General features: G+C 54.2%; 14 protein-coding genes. All 14 read left to right on the top strand.

All coding sequences use genetic code 11. The features are described from left to right. Positions 1-536: 536 nt before the first annotated feature. The 14 genes from leuO to murG all read left to right on the top strand — a co-directional run bounded on the left by leuO (position 537) and on the right by murG (position 16,926). Positions 537-1,481 (top strand): transcriptional regulator LeuO, encoded by a 945-nt coding sequence (gene leuO / locus C3451_RS06210; RefSeq protein WP_022647036.1) that lies wholly within the window; start codon positions 537-539, stop codon positions 1,479-1,481. A gap of 376 nt (positions 1,482-1,857) precedes the next feature. Then, a complete protein-coding gene (ilvI, locus tag C3451_RS06205) occupies positions 1,858-3,582 on the top strand; it encodes an acetolactate synthase 3 large subunit (protein ID WP_045308063.1) in 1,725 nt (574 codons plus the stop codon). A gap of 1 nt (position 3,583) precedes the next feature. Beyond that, positions 3,584-4,078, top strand: coding sequence for an acetolactate synthase small subunit (gene ilvN / locus C3451_RS06200; protein ID WP_001252742.1), 495 nt, complete (start codon positions 3,584-3,586; stop codon positions 4,076-4,078). Positions 4,079-4,254: 176 nt separating this feature from the next. Beyond that, positions 4,255-5,259, top strand: coding sequence for a catabolite repressor/activator (cra, locus tag C3451_RS06195; RefSeq protein WP_003856369.1), 1,005 nt, complete (start codon positions 4,255-4,257; stop codon positions 5,257-5,259). A gap of 591 nt (positions 5,260-5,850) precedes the next feature. After that, complete coding sequence (mraZ, locus tag C3451_RS06190; RefSeq protein WP_014830641.1) at positions 5,851-6,309, top strand: division/cell wall cluster transcriptional repressor MraZ; 459 nt, start codon at positions 5,851-5,853, stop codon at positions 6,307-6,309. Between the two features lie 2 nt (positions 6,310-6,311). Continuing rightward, on the top strand, positions 6,312-7,253 hold the full coding sequence (rsmH, locus tag C3451_RS06185; RefSeq protein WP_003856366.1) for a 16S rRNA (cytosine(1402)-N(4))-methyltransferase RsmH: 942 nt from the start codon (positions 6,312-6,314) through the stop codon (positions 7,251-7,253). After that, positions 7,250-7,615 (top strand): cell division protein FtsL, encoded by a 366-nt coding sequence (gene ftsL / locus C3451_RS06180; protein ID WP_003856363.1) that lies wholly within the window; start codon positions 7,250-7,252, stop codon positions 7,613-7,615. Before rsmH ends, ftsL begins: the two co-directional genes overlap by 4 nt. 15 nt (positions 7,616-7,630) lie before the next feature. Beyond that, a complete protein-coding gene (gene ftsI, locus C3451_RS06175) occupies positions 7,631-9,397 on the top strand; it encodes a peptidoglycan glycosyltransferase FtsI (RefSeq protein ID WP_124304254.1) in 1,767 nt (588 codons plus the stop codon). Continuing rightward, a complete protein-coding gene (gene murE / locus C3451_RS06170) occupies positions 9,384-10,871 on the top strand; it encodes a UDP-N-acetylmuramoyl-L-alanyl-D-glutamate--2,6-diaminopimelate ligase (protein ID WP_045622475.1) in 1,488 nt (495 codons plus the stop codon). Before ftsI ends, murE begins: the two co-directional genes overlap by 14 nt. Continuing rightward, positions 10,868-12,226, top strand: a complete 1,359-nt coding sequence (gene murF / locus C3451_RS06165) for a UDP-N-acetylmuramoyl-tripeptide--D-alanyl-D-alanine ligase (RefSeq protein ID WP_045622473.1) — start codon at positions 10,868-10,870, stop codon at positions 12,224-12,226. Before murE ends, murF begins: the two co-directional genes overlap by 4 nt. Next, positions 12,220-13,302: a phospho-N-acetylmuramoyl-pentapeptide-transferase gene (mraY, locus tag C3451_RS06160; protein ID WP_003856353.1), complete on the top strand. Its 1,083-nt coding sequence runs from the start codon at positions 12,220-12,222 to the stop codon at positions 13,300-13,302. Before murF ends, mraY begins: the two co-directional genes overlap by 7 nt. Positions 13,303-13,304: 2 nt before the next feature. Continuing rightward, positions 13,305-14,621, top strand: a complete 1,317-nt coding sequence (gene murD, locus C3451_RS06155; protein ID WP_023299321.1) for a UDP-N-acetylmuramoyl-L-alanine--D-glutamate ligase — start codon at positions 13,305-13,307, stop codon at positions 14,619-14,621. Next, entirely contained in the window at positions 14,621-15,865 is a 1,245-nt protein-coding gene (gene ftsW / locus C3451_RS06150) for a cell division protein FtsW (RefSeq protein ID WP_022647044.1), read from the top strand. Before murD ends, ftsW begins: the two co-directional genes overlap by 1 nt. Beyond that, positions 15,862-16,926: an undecaprenyldiphospho-muramoylpentapeptide beta-N-acetylglucosaminyltransferase gene (gene murG / locus C3451_RS06145; RefSeq protein WP_045622470.1), complete on the top strand. Its 1,065-nt coding sequence runs from the start codon at positions 15,862-15,864 to the stop codon at positions 16,924-16,926. The genes ftsW and murG overlap by 4 nt, the downstream gene beginning before the upstream one ends. The last annotated feature ends 19 nt before the right edge of the window (positions 16,927-16,945 follow it).

The raw sequence follows: 16,945 nt of genomic DNA, 5'->3' as shown, positions 1-16,945 counted from the left end.
GCAGGGAGAATACATTAGCTAATTGTGCTGGTTTTTGCGTGGCTAACCGATTTTATTGTCTATTATTGGACTGGGGATTCATCTCTGGAATAATTTGAATATAATTGGTAGCAATTGAACATACTATTTTCACCAACATGCTATGAAATGGAATGTGTTTCATATCATTGATTTATAAACTTCATGAATGATTTACGGGTAAGTAAGTTATCAAAATTGATATCAATTTGTTAATGAATATGCGTTGTATACTATTAATAGTTTAATAACGCTTAAGTCATTATTAATGAGAGCGTTGATTGTGTATTTGTCTGGTTTATGGTTTCATGCTCACAATAAAGTTTGAGATATCTTTTGAACGATTTTTAACTCTTCATTTATGGGGTGCGTAAAGCCGCTCGGTGAATGGGGCTCTTTATATATTCCGAATTTTAAATAATTTCCTTTCGCTTGTTGTATATGCATGGTAAATCATATTTTTCGAAGTTATTACTGTACCTGGGCAAAGGGAATTTAGCGTGACGGTGGAGTCAGAAATGCCAGAAAATAATATTAACCAACCACAGACTTATGATGGGGTTAAGCCTCAGTTACGCACAGTGGATCTTAACTTGTTAACTGTATTCGATGCAGTGATGCAGGAGCAGAATATTACGCGAGCAGCGCAATCTCTGGGAATGTCTCAGCCTGCCGTGAGTAATGCCGTAGCCAGACTTAAGGTGATGTTTAACGACGAGTTATTCGTTCGTTATGGGAGGGGAATTCAGCCCACAGCGCGTGCATTCCAGCTATTCGGTTCGATTCGTCAGGCGCTACAGCTAGTTCAAAATGAACTTCCCGGTTCGGGCTTTGAACCCTTAAGCAGTGAGCGGGTTTTCCATCTCTGTGTTTGCAGTCCGTTAGATAATTATTTGACGTCTGTTATATATAATAAAGTTGAACAGATCGCCCCAAATATTCATCTCGTTTTTAAATCATCATTAAATCAAAACACTGAACACCAGCTTCGTTATCAGGAAACAGAGTTTGTTCTGGGATACGAAGAGTTCCGCCGTCCAGAGTTTGCCTGTGTTCCGTTGTTCAAAGACGAAATGGTGTTAGTCGCCAGTAAAAAACATCCCCGTATGAATTCGCCGCTGCGTGAAAGCGATGTTTACAGTGAGCAACACGCCGTTGTTGCTCTTGACAGATATGCCTCATTCAGTCAGCCGTGGTATGACACCGCCGATAAACAAGCCAGCGTGGCTTATCAGGGAATGGCCATGGTCAGTGTATTAAATGTCGTTTCTCAGACGCAGTTAGTCGCTATTGCGCCGCGCTGGCTTGCTGAAGAGTTCTCCGATTCACTGAATCTGCAAATTTTACCTCTGCCGCTCAAGCTTAATAGCCGTACCTGTTATCTTTCCTGGCATGAGGCTGCGGGTCGGGATAAAGGGCATCAGTGGATGGAAGAGCTGCTGATCAATATTTGCCGTCGCTAGGTTCTGGTGAATAAACCGCATGGCGTCATGCGGTTTATTCTGCGGTTTTTAAAACTGGCGATATTATGTTCTGTGTTCATTTTTTCAGTTACTTATGCATGCTCAAAAATAGATGATTTCCTGATCCATCCTCTTTTTAAGAGATGAATTATTATTGTCTCCACTCATACCAGACGAATTCACCATATTCATGTCTGTCAGCTGTTTTTTCTGCTTTTATTGCCCATTCCCGCATCCCGTTTGCTAATTGCCTGCCTCATAACGAGCGGTTAAGGTATCCATCACTCTGCACATTATAAGATGGGTTTACCCTGTCAGAAGACGGCGCGGAAATGAATTCTGTAGACCGTCTATAACAAAAGCCTGGAGGCAAAGCATGGAGATGTTGTCTGGCGCGGAAATGGTCGTCCGATCGCTTATCGATCAGGGCGTGAAACAAGTGTTCGGCTATCCCGGAGGCGCGGTTCTCGATATTTATGACGCGCTGCACACGGTAGGCGGTATTGATCATGTTCTGGTTCGTCATGAACAGGCTGCTGTGCATATGGCTGACGGCCTGGCCCGCGCCACGGGCGAAGTGGGTGTTGTGCTGGTCACTTCCGGGCCGGGGGCGACCAATGCCATTACCGGCATAGCGACTGCGTATATGGACTCTATTCCACTGGTCATTCTTTCCGGACAGGTGGCGACGTCGCTGATTGGCTATGATGCGTTTCAGGAGTGCGACATGGTGGGGATCTCACGCCCCGTGGTGAAGCACAGCTTTCTGGTTAAACAAACTGAAGATATCCCGGGCGTACTGAAAAAAGCCTTCTGGCTGGCCGCCAGCGGTCGTCCTGGGCCAGTGGTTGTCGATCTGCCAAAAGATATTCTCAATCCGGGGAATAAACTGCCTTACCTTTGGCCTGAGTCGGTGAGCATGCGTTCGTATAATCCGACCACGCAAGGGCACAAAGGACAGATTAAACGTGCGCTTCAAACGCTGCTGTCTGCGAAAAAACCGGTGGTCTATGTGGGGGGCGGCGCCGTCAATGCAGCCTGCGAAACGCAACTACGCGAACTGATCGAGAAGCTTAATCTTCCTGTCGCGTCATCACTGATGGGGCTGGGGGCATTCCCTGCCACGCATCGGCAGGCGCTGGGCATGCTGGGTATGCACGGCACCTACGAAGCCAATATGACGATGCACAATTCTGACGTGATTTTTGCCGTCGGCGTGCGTTTTGACGATCGCACCACGAACAACCTGGCGAAATACTGCCCGAATGCGACGGTGCTGCACATTGATATCGATCCTACTTCTATCTCTAAAACGGTGCCGGCGGATGTGCCGATCGTGGGAGACGCACGACAGGTGCTGGATCAAATGTTGGATCTGCTGGCGCAGGAGACCGCCTCTCAACCGCTGGACGAGATCCGCGACTGGTGGCAACAAATCGAGCAATGGCGTGGCCGTCAGTGCCTTAAATACGACACGCAAAGTGAGAACATCAAACCGCAGGCGGTGATCGAGACGATCTGGCGTCTGACCAATGGCGATGCGTATGTCACTTCTGACGTGGGCCAGCATCAGATGTTTGCTGCGCTGTATTACCCGTTTGATAAACCGCGTCGCTGGATCAACTCAGGCGGGCTCGGCACGATGGGCTTTGGTTTGCCCGCCGCGCTGGGGGTAAAGCTGGCGTTGCCAAACGAAACGGTTATCTGCGTAACGGGTGACGGCAGTATACAGATGAATATTCAGGAACTTTCTACTGCGCTGCAATATGAACTGCCAGTGCTAGTGCTGAACCTGAATAACGGTTACCTCGGCATGGTAAAACAGTGGCAGGATATGATTTATTCGGGCCGTCACTCTCAGTCCTATATGAAATCACTTCCGGACTTTGTCCGTCTGGCTGAAGCCTATGGTCATATTGGCATGCGGGTAACCGATCCGTCAGAGCTGGAAGCGAAGCTCGGCGAAGCGCTTGAGCACGTTAAAAACAATCGCCTCGTCTTCATGGACGTTATCGTCGATGGCACAGAGCACGTTTATCCGATGCATATTCGTGGCGGTGGTATGGATGAAATGTGGTTAAGCAAAACGGAGAGAACCTGATATGCGCCGGATATTATCTGTATTACTGGAAAATGAGTCGGGCGCACTGTCGCGGGTTATTGGGCTTTTTGCCCAGCGCGGCTATAACATTGAAAGCCTGACCGTGGCACCGACCGATGATCCTACGCTCTCGCGCATGACGATCCAGACTGTCGGCGATGCGAAAGTGCTTGAGCAGATCGAAAAGCAATTACACAAGCTGGTTGACGTACTGCGCGTCAGCGAGCTGGGGCAGGGTGCTTACGTCGAACGTGAAGTGATGCTGGTGAAAATTCAGGCCAGCGGTTACGGCCGTGAAGAGGTCAAGCGCAACACGGATATTTTCCGTGGGCAGATTATTGACGTCACGCCTTCTATATATACTGTCCAGCTTGCCGGAACGAGCGATAAGCTGGACGCTTTCCTGGCCTCTGTCAGGGATGTGGCAAAAATTGTTGAAGTTGCGCGCTCTGGCGTTGTTGGCCTCTCGCGCGGCGATAAAATCATGCGTGAGTAGCGCAATAGGTTCGCCTCTTTCAGCCCGGTAGCCAAAGCCGGGCTTTTTTTTGCGTAATCCGCCGACAACGCAGACAAAAGCGGTTGCCGTGAAGGCTATTCTGCGTTTAGATGTTAAAATATTTAACCATAACCTTGACAGGGCCATGGACTCTTTTCTTTTTTTGAGGGGCAATTGTGAAACTGGATGAAATCGCCCGGCTCGCCGGCGTGTCGAGAACCACGGCCAGCTATGTGATTAACGGTAAAGCAAAGCAGTATCGTGTCAGCGATAAGACCGTTGAGAAAGTGATGGCAGTCGTTCGTGAGCATAATTACCATCCGAATGCTGTCGCCGCAGGTTTACGTGCCGGGCGCACCCGCTCTATTGGCCTGGTGATCCCGGACCTGGAAAACACCAGCTATACCCGCATCGCCAACTATCTGGAACGTCAGGCTCGTCAGCGGGGCTATCAGCTGTTGATTGCCTGCTCCGAGGATCAGCCCGACAACGAGATGCGCTGCATTGAGCATCTGCTGCAACGTCAGGTTGATGCCATCATCGTGTCGACCTCTTTACCACCCGAGCATCCGTTCTATCAGCGCTGGGCGAACGATCCGTTCCCGATAGTGGCGCTGGATCGTGCGCTCGATCGTGAACATTTCACCAGCGTCGTGGGTGCCGATCAGGACGATGCAGAAATGCTGGCTGCCGAGCTGCGTACCTTCCCGGCTGAAACGGTGCTGTATCTTGGCGCTTTGCCTGAACTTTCGGTAAGCTTCCTGCGTGAACAAGGGTTCCGTACGGCATGGAAAGACGATCCGCGTGACGTTCATTATCTCTATGCCAACAGTTATGAGCGCGAAGCGGCTGCCCAGCTGTTCGAGAAATGGCTGGAAACGCACCCGATGCCGCAGGCGTTGTTTACCACCTCGTTTGCTCTGTTGCAGGGAGTGATGGACGTGACGTTACGTCGCGATGGCAAGCTGCCATCCGATCTGGCGATTGCTACCTTCGGTGATAACGAACTGCTCGACTTCCTGCAATGTCCAGTGCTGGCCGTGGCTCAGCGTCACCGTGACGTCGCCGAGCGCGTGCTGGAGATTGTTCTGGCAAGCCTGGATGAACCCCGCAAGCCGAAACCCGGGCTTACGCGTATCAAACGTAATCTCTATCGGCGCGGAATTTTGAGCCGCCATTAATATTTCCACAGGGGCGGTATAACTGCCCCTTTTGCGGCGAATTTATTGCGATAAATAATTCCCGGATAAAAATTAGGATTTATCTCTAAGATTCATAGCCTGCTATTTTTCTGAATCCATTTTGGTGTTAAAAAGCACAATTATAAATTTTTGACTGACATTTCTTTGTATTGTTTTGTTACAAACAGGCGCCAGCCGATGAATATTCAGCCATTTTTCACTCTCCCTCCAGGCCTCAATGCACACGAACGAATCCATATTGCCTCGGGATTAAACTGGTGCTGTTATCCCCCGGCGATATGCCTTAAAATGCTGCCCGCGTCGCAAACTGACACTTTATATTTCCCTGCGATGATATTGAGTGAGTCTTAACGCTCGTGTGCATATTCGGTTTTTTTCTTACAAATATTCATAACGTTAATTTTGCCTCGCCAGTTGTTTAGTTATTAGCCAGGTCACTCTTGCTCTGTAAATAGGATGCTTTCGGGTCCGTACAGAGAGAGTCCTGGCTTGACAAGCTTTTCCCTCGCTCCGTAAACTCCTTCAGGTGGGAATTTGTGGGTTAAAGTGGTGAGGAGGGGTGAGGCTGGCATGTTCCGTGGAGCAACGTTAGTCAATCTCGACAGCAAAGGGCGTTTATCGGTACCAACCCGATACCGTGACCAGCTGATTGAGAACGCTTCGGGTCAACTGGTTTGCACCATTGACATCAACTCCCCCTGCCTGCTGCTTTATCCTTTGCCTGAATGGGAAATCATTGAGCAAAAGCTGTCGCGACTGTCGAGCATGAACCCGCAGGAACGCCGCGTACAGCGGTTGTTATTGGGACATGCCAGTGAATGTCAGATGGATAGCGCCGGGCGATTATTGATTGCGCCTGTGTTGCGGCAACATGCCGGTCTGACTAAAGAAGTGATGCTGGTCGGGCAGTTCAACAAGTTTGAACTGTGGGACGAAACGACCTGGTATCAACAGGTCAAGGAAGATATCGACGCTGAGCAGTCTGATTCCGCAACATTATCGGAACGGCTGCAGGACTTGTCTCTATAAATATGATGGAAAATTATAAACATACAACGGTGCTGCTGGATGAGGCCGTTAACGGCCTGAATATTCGTCCAGATGGCATCTATATTGATGGCACTTTTGGTCGCGGTGGCCACTCGCGTTTGATCCTCTCTCAGCTTGGAGCGGAAGGGCGCCTGCTGGCAATTGACCGCGATCCGCAGGCGATTGCCGTTGCGCAAACCATCGATGACCCTCGCTTTTCCATCGTGCATGGACCTTTCTCTGCGCTTGCGGATTATGTCGCCGAGCGCGGCCTGACCGGCAAAATCGACGGGATCCTCCTCGATCTTGGTGTCTCTTCACCACAGCTTGATGATGCAGAACGCGGCTTCTCCTTTATGCGCGACGGTCCGCTGGATATGCGTATGGACCCCACCCGCGGCCAGTCTGCCGCCGAGTGGTTACAAACTGCTGACGAAGCGGATATTGCCTGGGTGATCAAAACCTTCGGCGAAGAACGCTTTGGCAAACGTATTGCGCGCGCCATCGTGGAGCGCAACCGCGTTGAGCCAATGACCCGTACCAAAGAGCTGGCAGAAGTCATCGCGGCGGCAACGCCAGTGAAGGACAAGCACAAACATCCTGCGACCCGTACCTTCCAGGCGGTTCGTATCTGGGTAAACAGTGAACTGGAGGAAATAGAGCTGGCGCTAAAAAGCTCGCTCGACGTGCTGGCCCCGGGTGGGCGGTTATCCATCATCAGCTTCCATTCGCTGGAAGATCGCATCGTTAAGCGCTTTATGCGTGAACAGAGCCGCGGTCCGCAGGTTCCAGCTGGGCTGCCGATGACGGAAGAACAACTCAGAAAGCTGGGAGGCCGTCAGTTGCGAGCATTAGGCAAGTTGATGCCGGGCGAAGAAGAGGTGGCAGAGAATCCACGTGCCCGTAGTTCAGTGCTGCGTATTGCAGAGAGGACGAACGCATGATCAGCAGAGTGACAGAGACCCTAAGCAAAGTTAAGGGATCGTTAGGAAGCAACGAGCGCCATGCCTTGCCTGGCGTGATCGGCGACGATCTTTTGCGGTTTGGGAAGCTGCCACTCTGCTTGTTCATTTGCATCATTGTGACGGCAGTCATGGTGGTAACCACCGCTCACCATACCCGTTTATTAACTGCGCAGCGCGAACAGATGGTACTGGAACGCGATGCGCTGGATATTGAATGGCGAAATCTGATCCTTGAAGAAAACGCGCTCGGCGATCACAGCCGGGTTGAACGGATCGCAACGGAAAAACTGCAATTACAGCATGTTGATCCTTCGCAGGAAAATATCGTAGTACAAAAATAAGGGAAAACGCGACGCATGAAAGCAGCGGCAAAAACGCTTAAACCAAAACGCCAGGAAGAACAGGCCAACTTTATCAGTTGGCGTTTTGCGTTGCTTTGCGGCTGCATTTTACTGGCGCTGGGTTTCCTGCTGGGACGCGTGGCGTGGATACAAATCATCGCGCCTGACATGCTGGTGCGTCAGGGGGATATGCGTTCTCTGCGCGTGCAGGAAGTTTCTACCTCTCGTGGGATGATCACCGACCGCTCCGGCCGCCCGCTGGCGGTGAGCGTACCGGTGAAGGCGATCTGGGCCGATCCTAAAGAGCTGCATGACGCAGGCGGGATCACCCTTGATAACCGCTGGAAGGCGCTCTCAGACGCGTTGAAAATGCCGCTGGATCAGCTGGCGTCACGCGTTAACGCCAACCCGAAAGGGCGCTTCATCTATCTTGCCCGTCAGGTGAACCCTGATATGGCTGACTACATTAAAAAACTCAAGCTGCCCGGCATTCATCTGCGGGAAGAATCCCGCCGTTATTATCCTTCCGGCGAAGTCACCGCGCACCTGATTGGCTTCACCAACGTGGATAGCCAGGGGATTGAAGGCGTTGAAAAAAGCTTCGACATGTGGCTTACCGGCCAGCCTGGCGAGCGAATCGTGCGTAAAGACCGCTATGGTCGCGTCATTGAAGATATTTCCTCGACAGACAGCCAGGCCGCGCACAACCTGGCCCTGAGTATTGATGAGCGCTTGCAGGCGCTGGTCTATCGTGAGCTGAACAACGCCGTCGCGTTTAACAAGGCGGAATCGGGCAGTGCCGTGCTGGTGGATGTGGCGACAGGTGAAGTGCTGGCGATGGCCAGTAGTCCCTCATACAACCCGAATAATTTTGCCGGTACAGCAAAAGATGCGATGCGTAACCGCTCCATCACCGATGTGTTTGAACCCGGTTCAACCGTAAAACCTATGGTGGTGATGACGGCTCTACAGCGGGGCATCGTCAACGAAAATACCGTTCTGAATACGATCCCTTATCGAATTAACGGCCACGAAATAAAAGACGTGGCACGTTACAGCGAACTGACCCTGACCGGGGTCTTACAGAAGTCGAGTAACGTCGGTGTGTCAAAACTGGCGTTAGCGATGCCGTCCTCAGCGTTAGTAGATACTTACTCACGTTTTGGGCTGGGAAAGGCGACCAATTTGGGGTTGGTCGGAGAACGCAGTGGCTTATATCCTCAAAAACAACGGTGGTCTGACATAGAGAGGGCCACCTTCTCTTTCGGCTACGGGCTAATGGTAACTCCCTTACAGTTAGCGCGAGTCTACGCAACGATTGGCAGCTATGGCATTTATCGCCCGCTGTCGATCACCAAAGTTGATCCACCGGTTCCGGGGGAACGTGTTTTCCCGGAATCTATCGTCCGTACCGTCGTACATATGATGGAAAGCGTCGCGCTGCCCGGTGGTGGTGGCGTGAAGGCTGCGATTAAGGGCTATCGTATCGCCATCAAAACCGGTACAGCGAAAAAAGTGGGGCCGGACGGCCGCTATATCAACAAATACATTGCCTATACCGCAGGCGTAGCGCCTGCAAGCAATCCGCGTTTTGCGCTGGTGGTCGTCATCAACGATCCGCAGGCGGGTAAATACTACGGCGGCGCCGTCTCCGCGCCTGTGTTCGGGGCTATTATGGGCGGCGTGTTGCGCACCATGAACATTGAACCGGATGCGCTGGCGACGGGCGAAAAAAATGAATTTGTAATTAATCAAGGCGAGGGAACAGGTGGCAGATCGTAATTTGCGCGACCTTCTTGCTCCGTGGGTGCCTATGCTACCTGCGCGAGCACTGCGAGAGATGGTACTGGATAGCCGCGTAGCGGCTTCTGGCGATCTTTTTGTGGCAGTGGTAGGTCATCAGGCGGACGGGCGTCGTTATATCCCGCAGGCGATTGCGCAAGGTGTTGCTGCCATTATTGCTGAGGCCAAAGATGAGGCAACAGACGGTGAGATCCGTGAAATGCACGGCGTGCCGGTCATCTATCTCAGCCAGCTGAATGAGCGTCTCTCCGCGCTGGCAGGGCGTTTTTACAACGAACCTTCCGACCAGTTAAAGCTGGTTGGCGTGACAGGAACCAACGGAAAAACCACCACCACTCAGCTGATGGCACAATGGGCTCAGCTGCTGGGTGAAACCGGTGCCGTCATGGGCACGGTGGGGAACGGTATTCTGGGCAAAGTAAGCCCGACGGAAAACACTACAGGCTCGGCGGTTGACGTGCAGCGTGTGCTGGCAGGCCTTGCAGAGCAGGGGGCGACCTTCGCGGCGATGGAGGTCTCCTCCCATGGTCTGGTACAACATCGCGTGGCGGCACTGAAATTTGCCGCCTCTGTCTTTACAAACCTGAGCCGCGATCACCTTGATTATCATGGTGATATGGAGCACTACGAAGCGGCGAAATGGCTGCTTTATTCCATTCACCACCACGGGCAGGCGATCATTAACGCCGACGACGAAGTCGGTCGCCGCTGGCTGGAAAAACTGCCAGATGCGGTGGCGGTGTCGATGGAAGATCGCATTAATCCGAACTGTCGTGGCCGCTGGCTGAAGGCAGTCGAAGTGAACTACCACGATAGCGGGGCGACGATCCGCTTTGCTTCCACCTGGGGCGAAGGTGAAATTGAAAGCCGCCTGATGGGGGCTTTCAACGTCAGTAACCTGCTGCTGGCGCTGGCGACGCTGCTGGCGCTGGATTACCCGATGGTGGATCTGCTGAAAACGTCTGAGCGTTTGCAACCGGTCTGTGGCCGCATGGAAGTGTTCAGTGCGCCGGGCAAGCCGACGGTGGTCGTGGATTACGCCCATACGCCGGATGCGCTGGAAAAAGCGCTGGAAGCGGCGCGTCTGCACTGCGCAGGCAAGCTCTGGTGCGTGTTTGGCTGCGGTGGCGATCGCGACAAGGGTAAACGTCCGCTGATGGGCGCCATCGCTGAGCAGTTCGCGGATATTCCCGTGGTGACCGATGACAACCCGCGTACCGAAGAGCCGAGGGCCATTATCAACGACATTCTGGCGGGCATGCTGGATGCTGGGCGTGCGCGCGTGGTCGAAGGCCGTGCGGAGGCCGTGACTAACGCCATTATGCAGGCGCAGGAGAACGATGTGGTTCTGCTGGCCGGTAAAGGTCATGAAGATTATCAGATCGTCGGCAATCGTCGTCTGGATTACTCCGACCGCGTGACGGCAGCGCGTCTGCTGGGAGTGGTGGCATGATTAGCATTACGTTAAGCCAGGCCGCTGCGGTATTGCAGGGGATGCTGCATGGTCAGGATCAGACCATCGAGGCTGTGACCACCGACACCCGTAAGGTGACGGCGGGCTGCCTGTTTGTGGCGCTGAAGGGTGAACGTTTTGACGCCCACGATTTTGCGCAACAGGCTAAAGATAACGGCGCGGGTGCGCTGCTGGTCAACCGTAAGCTCGATATCGATTTGCCGCAGATTGTGGTGAAAGATACGCGCCTGGCGTTTGGTGAGCTGGCGGCATGGGTTCGCCAGCAGGTGCCAACACGCGTCGTGGCGCTGACGGGCTCGTCGGGCAAAACCTCCGTTAAAGAGATGACGGCGGCGATCCTTAGCCAGTGCGGAAACACGCTTTATACGGCGGGCAACCTTAATAATGACGTCGGTGTACCGATGACGCTGCTGCGCCTGACCCACGAGCATGAATATGCGGTGATTGAGTTAGGGGCTAACCATCAGGGCGAAATCGCCTGGACCGTGAGCCTGACGCGTCCGGAAGCGGCGCTGGTGAATAACCTGGCGGCGGCACATCTTGAAGGTTTTGGTTCGCTGGCCGGTGTGGCGAAAGCGAAAGGTGAAATTTATACCGGCCTGCCGGATGACGGCATCGCCATTATGAATGCCGATAACAATGACTGGCTGAACTGGCAGAGCATCATTGGTTCACGCAAAACCTGGCGCTTCTCCCCGAATGCGGCAATCAGTGATTTTTCGGCGACCAACATTCATGTGACGTCACACGGCACCGAGTTCACCCTCCTGACCCCAACGGGCGACATCGACGTGCTGCTGCCGTTGCCGGGTCGTCATAACATCGCCAATGCGCTTGCTGCGGCAGCGCTCTCAATGGCGGTAGGGGCTTCACATGCTGCGATAAAAACTGGTCTGGCAAATTTAAAAGCCGTGCCGGGGCGTCTGTTCCCGATCCAGCTGGCTGAAAACAAACTCCTGCTGGATGACTCCTACAACGCTAACGTCGGCTCCATGACGGCGGCCGTGCAGGTCTTGTCTGAGATGCCGGGCTATCGCGTGATGGTTGTGGGCGATATGGCCGAGCTGGGTGATGAAAGCGAAGCCTGCCACGTACAGGTTGGCGAAGCGGCGAAAGCTGCCGGGCTTGACCGCGTACTGAGCGCAGGCACGCTGAGCAAGGCCATTTCCGATGCCAGTGAAGTTGGCGAACATTTTGCCGATAAATCTGCACTGATCGAACGCCTGAAGGCATTGATTACAGAAAAACAGATTGTGACTGTTTTAGTTAAAGGTTCACGTAGTGCCGCCATGGAAGAGGTTGTGCACGCATTACAGGAGAACGGGACATGTTAGTTTGGCTGGCCGAACATTTGGTCAAATATTATTCAGGCTTTAACGTCTTTTCCTATCTGACGTTTCGCGCCATCGTCAGCCTGCTGACTGCGCTGTTCATCTCGTTGTGGATGGGCCCGCGCATGATTGCCCGTCTGCAAAAACTCTCTTTCGGCCAGGTTGTACGCAACGATGGTCCGGAATCACACTTCAGCAAGCGCGGTACGCCGACCATGGGCGGGATCATGATCCTGACCGCGATTGTGGTGTCCGTTCTGCTGTGGGCTTATCCGTCTAACCCCTACGTCTGGTGCGTGCTGACCGTTCTGGTTGGCTACGGGATCATCGGTTTTGTTGATGACTACCGCAAAGTCGTGCGCAAAGACACCAAAGGTTTGATCGCCCGCTGGAAGTATTTCTGGATGTCGGTAATTGCGCTGGGTGTGGCCTTCGCGCTTTACCTGGCAGGAAAAGACACCCCGGCCACCGAGCTGGTGGTGCCGTTCTTCAAAGACGTGATGCCGCAGCTGGGGCTGTTCTACATTCTGCTGGCTTACTTTGTAATCGTCGGCACCGGCAACGCCGTCAACCTGACCGATGGTCTGGACGGCCTGGCCATCATGCCAACCGTGTTTGTCGCGGGCGGTTTCGCGCTGGTGGCGTGGGCGACCGGTAACATGAACTTTGCAAACTACCTGCACATCCCGTACCTGCGACACGCTGGTGAGCTGGTGATCGTCTGTACGGCGATTGTCGGCGCGGGGCTGGGCTTCCTGTGGTTCAACACCTATCCGGCGCAGGTCTTTATGGGCGACGTCGGTTCACTGGCACTGGGCGGCGCGCTGGGCATTATCGCCGTGCTGCTGCGTCAGGAGTTCCTGCTGGTGATTATGGGCGGTGTGTTTGTGGTTGAGACCCTGTCGGTGATTTTGCAGGTCGGTTCCTTCAAGCTGCGCGGCCAGCGCATCTTCCGTATGGCACCGATTCACCACCACTATGAACTGAAAGGCTGGCCGGAGCCGCGCGTCATTGTGCGCTTCTGGATTATTTCGCTGATGCTGGTGCTGATTGGCCTGGCAACGCTGAAGGTACGTTAATCATGGCAGATTACCAGGGCAAAAAAGTCGTTATCATCGGGTTGGGCCTCACCGGCCTCTCCTGCGTGGACTTTTTCCTTGCGCGTGGCGTGACGCCGCGCGTGATGGATACGCGCGTCTCTCCGCCGGGTCTGGACAAGCTGCCGGAGCAGGTTGAACGCCACCTGGGTGGTCTGAATGATGAGTGGCTGCTGGTCGCCGATCTGATTGTTGCCAGCCCGGGCATGGCGCTGGCGCATCCTTCGCTGAGTGCCGCGGCGGATGCAGGCGTTGAGATTGTTGGCGATATCGAACTGTTCTGCCGGGAGGCGCAGGCCCCGATCGTTGCCATTACCGGTTCAAACGGTAAAAGCACCGTCACCACCCTGGTGGGTGAGATGGCGAAAGCGGCGGGCAAAAATGTCGGCGTGGGCGGTAACATTGGCCTACCCGCGTTGATGCTGCTCGATAAAGGGTGTGAGCTGTTTGTACTTGAGCTTTCCAGCTTCCAGCTGGAAACCACTTCAAGCCTGCATGCGGCGGCAGCGACGATCCTTAATGTCACCGAAGATCATATGGACAGATACCCGTTCGGCTTGCAGCAGTACCGCGCGGCCAAGCTGCGTGTCTATGAAAATGCCAAAGTCTGCGTGGTGAATGCCGATGATGCACTCACCATGCCGGTGCGTGGCGCAGACGATCGCTGCATTAGCTTCGGTATTAACATGGGTGACTATCACCTTAACCGCCAGCAGGGCGAAACCTGGCTGCGGGTGAAAGGTGAGAAGGTGCTGAACGTGAAAGAGATGATGCTCTCCGGCCAGCATAACTACACCAACGCCCTGGCGGCGCTGGCGCTGGCGGATGCCGTTGGCCTGCCGCGATCTTCAAGCCTGAAGGCGCTGACCACCTTTACCGGCCTGGCTCACCGTTTTCAGCTGGCGCTGGAACACAACGGCGTACGCTGGATTAACGATTCCAAAGCGACCAATGTGGGTAGCACCGAGGCGGCATTGAACGGTCTGCACGTTGAAGGCACACTGCATCTGCTGCTGGGCGGCGACGGTAAATCAGCCGATTTCTCCTCGCTGAAGCAGTACCTCAACGGTGATAACGTGCGCCTTTATTGCTTTGGCCGCGATGGCAGCGAGCTTGCGGCGTTGCGTCCTGAGGTCGCCGAACAAACCGAGACCATGGAACAGGCGATGCGCCTTATCGCCCCACGCGTGAAGCCCGGCGATATGGTGCTGCTCTCGCCAGCCTGTGCCAGCCTCGATCAATTTAAGAATTTCGAACAGCGGGGCGATGTCTTTACCCGCCTGGCGAAGGAGTTAGGCTGATGCGTTTATCTCTCCCTCGCCTGAAAATGCCGCGTCTGCCAGGGTTTGGTATCCTGGTATGGCTGTTTACGGCGCTGAAAGGCTGGGTGATGGCTTCACGGGATAAAGATTCCGACAGCCTGATTATGTACGACCGCACGCTGTTCTGGCTCACGCTGGGGCTGGCAGCGACCGGCTTTATTATGGTCACCTCGGCGTCGATGCCTGTCGGACAGCGTCTGGCAAACGATCCGTTCCTGTTTGCCAAGCGTGACGGGCTGTACATCATTCTCGCGTTCTGCCTGGCAATGATCACCTTACGCCTGCCGATGTCGTTCTGGCAGCGGCACAGTACGGCCATGCTTATCGCCTCAATCATCATGCTGTTGATCGTTCTGGTCGTCGGGAGCTCCGTTAACGGGGCATCACGCTGGATCGCCTTTGGTCCGCTGCGTATTCAGCCTGCAGAGTTCACCAAGCTTTCGTTGTTCTGCTACCTGGCAAACTACCTGGTGCGTAAAGTCGACGAAGTTCGTAACAACCTGCGCGGCTTCTTAAAACCGATGGGCGTGATTCTGGTGCTTGCGATCCTGCTGCTGGCGCAGCCCGACCTCGGTACGGTAGTCGTACTGTTTGTCACTACGCTGGCGATGCTGTTCCTGGCGGGAGCAAAACTGTGGCAGTTCATTGCCATCATCGGGATGGGGATTTCGGCGGTGGTGCTGCTGATCCTCGCCGAACCATACCGTATCCGCCGTGTGACCTCGTTCTGGAACCCATGGGAAGATCCGTTCGGCAGCGGTTATCAGCTGACACAGTCGCTGATGGCGTTTGGCCGCGGCGAAGTCTGGGGCCAAGGCCTGGGCAACTCGGTGCAAAAACTGGAGTATTTACCGGAGGCGCATACCGACTTCATCTTCTCCATTATTGGGGAAGAACTGGGTTATATCGGTGTGGTATTGGCGCTATTAATGGTATTCTTCGTCGCTTTCCGCGCCATGTCGATTGGCCGTAAAGCGCTGGAGATCGATCACCGCTTCTCCGGTTTCCTGGCCTGCTCAATTGGTATCTGGTTTAGCTTCCAGGCACTGGTAAACGTTGGGGCCGCAGCGGGTATGCTGCCGACCAAAGGTCTGACGTTGCCGTTGATCAGTTATGGTGGTTCGAGTCTATTGATCATGTCGACGGCCATCATGTTTTTGTTACGCATAGATTATGAAACGCGTCTGGAGAAAGCTCAGGCGTTTACACGAGGTTCACGATGAATCAACCGAAGCGGTTAATGGTGATGGCAGGCGGGACCGGCGGACACGTGTTCCCGGGACTGGCGGTTGCGCACCATTTAATGGAACAGGGCTGGCAGGTACGCTGGCTGGGAACCGCAGACCGCATGGAAGCCGACCTTGTACCTAAACACGGTATCGAGATCGACTTTATTCGTATTTCTGGCCTTCGTGGCAAAGGGATCAAGGCGCTGCTGCTGGCGCCGGTGCGCATTTTCAATGCCTGGCGTCAGGCGCGCGACATTATGAAGCGCTTTAAGCCTGACGTCGTTCTGGGCATGGGCGGCTACGTTTCCGGTCCGGGAGGACTGGCGGCGTGGTCACTGGGCATCCCTGTTGTTCTGCATGAGCAGAACGGTATTGCCGGGTTGACCAACAAATGGCTGGCAAAAATCGCCACCAAAGTTATGCAGGCCTTCCCCGGGGCATTCCCGAAAGCGGATGTCGTAGGGAACCCGGTGCGTGTGGACGTGCTGGCGCTGCCGCTGCCAGATGCACGTCTGGCGGGCCGAGAAGGGCCGGTGCGCGTGCTGGTTGTCGGCGGTTCCCAGGGCGCACGTATTTTAAACCAGACGATGCCACAGGTTGCGACAAAACTGGGTGATGCGGTGACCATCTGGCACCAGAGCGGGAAGGGCGCTCAGCAGAGCGTTGAGCAGGCCTACGCGCAGGAAGGTCAGCCGCAGCATAAAGTGACTGAATTTATTGATGATATGGCCGCAGCCTATGCCTGGGCCGATGTCGTGGTCTGTCGTTCGGGTGCGCTGACGGTGAGCGAAATCGCCGCCGCCGGTTTGCCAGCGCTGTTTGTGCCGTTCCAGCACAAAGACCGACAGCAGTACTGGAATGCGCTGCCGCTTGAGAAAGCGGGTGCCGCAAAAATTTTTGAGCAGCCACAATTTACCGCTGATGCGGTCGCCACTACCCTGGCGGGCTGGAACCGAGATGTATTACTGGAGATGGCGCAACGCGCACGCGCGACCGCTATCCCGGATGCAACGGAACGGGTGGCAAAAGAAGTGAGCCTGGCAGCCCAGGCATAATTCTCGCAGCGCGTGTTGC

The organism is Enterobacter sp. 301B (assembly GCF_003850715.1).
Taxonomy (GTDB): Bacteria; Pseudomonadota; Gammaproteobacteria; order Enterobacterales; family Enterobacteriaceae; genus Enterobacter; species Enterobacter intestinihominis.
The sequence above is the reverse complement of the archived record's forward strand: the minus strand, read 5'-3'. Positions and strand labels throughout refer to the sequence as shown.

Excerpts from the sequence above, each read along its gene's own strand:
- ftsL (WP_003856363.1), top strand. The coding sequence starts at position 7,250 with ATGATCAGCAGAGTGACAGAGACCCTAAGCAAAGTTAAGGGATCGTTA.
- mraZ (WP_014830641.1), top strand. The coding sequence starts at position 5,851 with ATGTTCCGTGGAGCAACGTTAGTCAATCTCGACAGCAAAGGGCGTTTA.
- leuO (WP_022647036.1), top strand. The coding sequence starts at position 537 with ATGCCAGAAAATAATATTAACCAACCACAGACTTATGATGGGGTTAAG.
- murG (WP_045622470.1), top strand. The coding sequence starts at position 15,862 with ATGAATCAACCGAAGCGGTTAATGGTGATGGCAGGCGGGACCGGCGGA.
- mraY (WP_003856353.1), top strand. The coding sequence starts at position 12,220 with ATGTTAGTTTGGCTGGCCGAACATTTGGTCAAATATTATTCAGGCTTT.
- ilvI (WP_045308063.1), top strand. The coding sequence starts at position 1,858 with ATGGAGATGTTGTCTGGCGCGGAAATGGTCGTCCGATCGCTTATCGAT.
- murF (WP_045622473.1), top strand. The coding sequence starts at position 10,868 with ATGATTAGCATTACGTTAAGCCAGGCCGCTGCGGTATTGCAGGGGATG.
- ftsI (WP_124304254.1), top strand. The coding sequence starts at position 7,631 with ATGAAAGCAGCGGCAAAAACGCTTAAACCAAAACGCCAGGAAGAACAG.
- murD (WP_023299321.1), top strand. The coding sequence starts at position 13,305 with ATGGCAGATTACCAGGGCAAAAAAGTCGTTATCATCGGGTTGGGCCTC.
- ilvN (WP_001252742.1), top strand. The coding sequence starts at position 3,584 with ATGCGCCGGATATTATCTGTATTACTGGAAAATGAGTCGGGCGCACTG.
- rsmH (WP_003856366.1), top strand. The coding sequence starts at position 6,312 with ATGATGGAAAATTATAAACATACAACGGTGCTGCTGGATGAGGCCGTT.
- ftsW (WP_022647044.1), top strand. The coding sequence starts at position 14,621 with ATGCGTTTATCTCTCCCTCGCCTGAAAATGCCGCGTCTGCCAGGGTTT.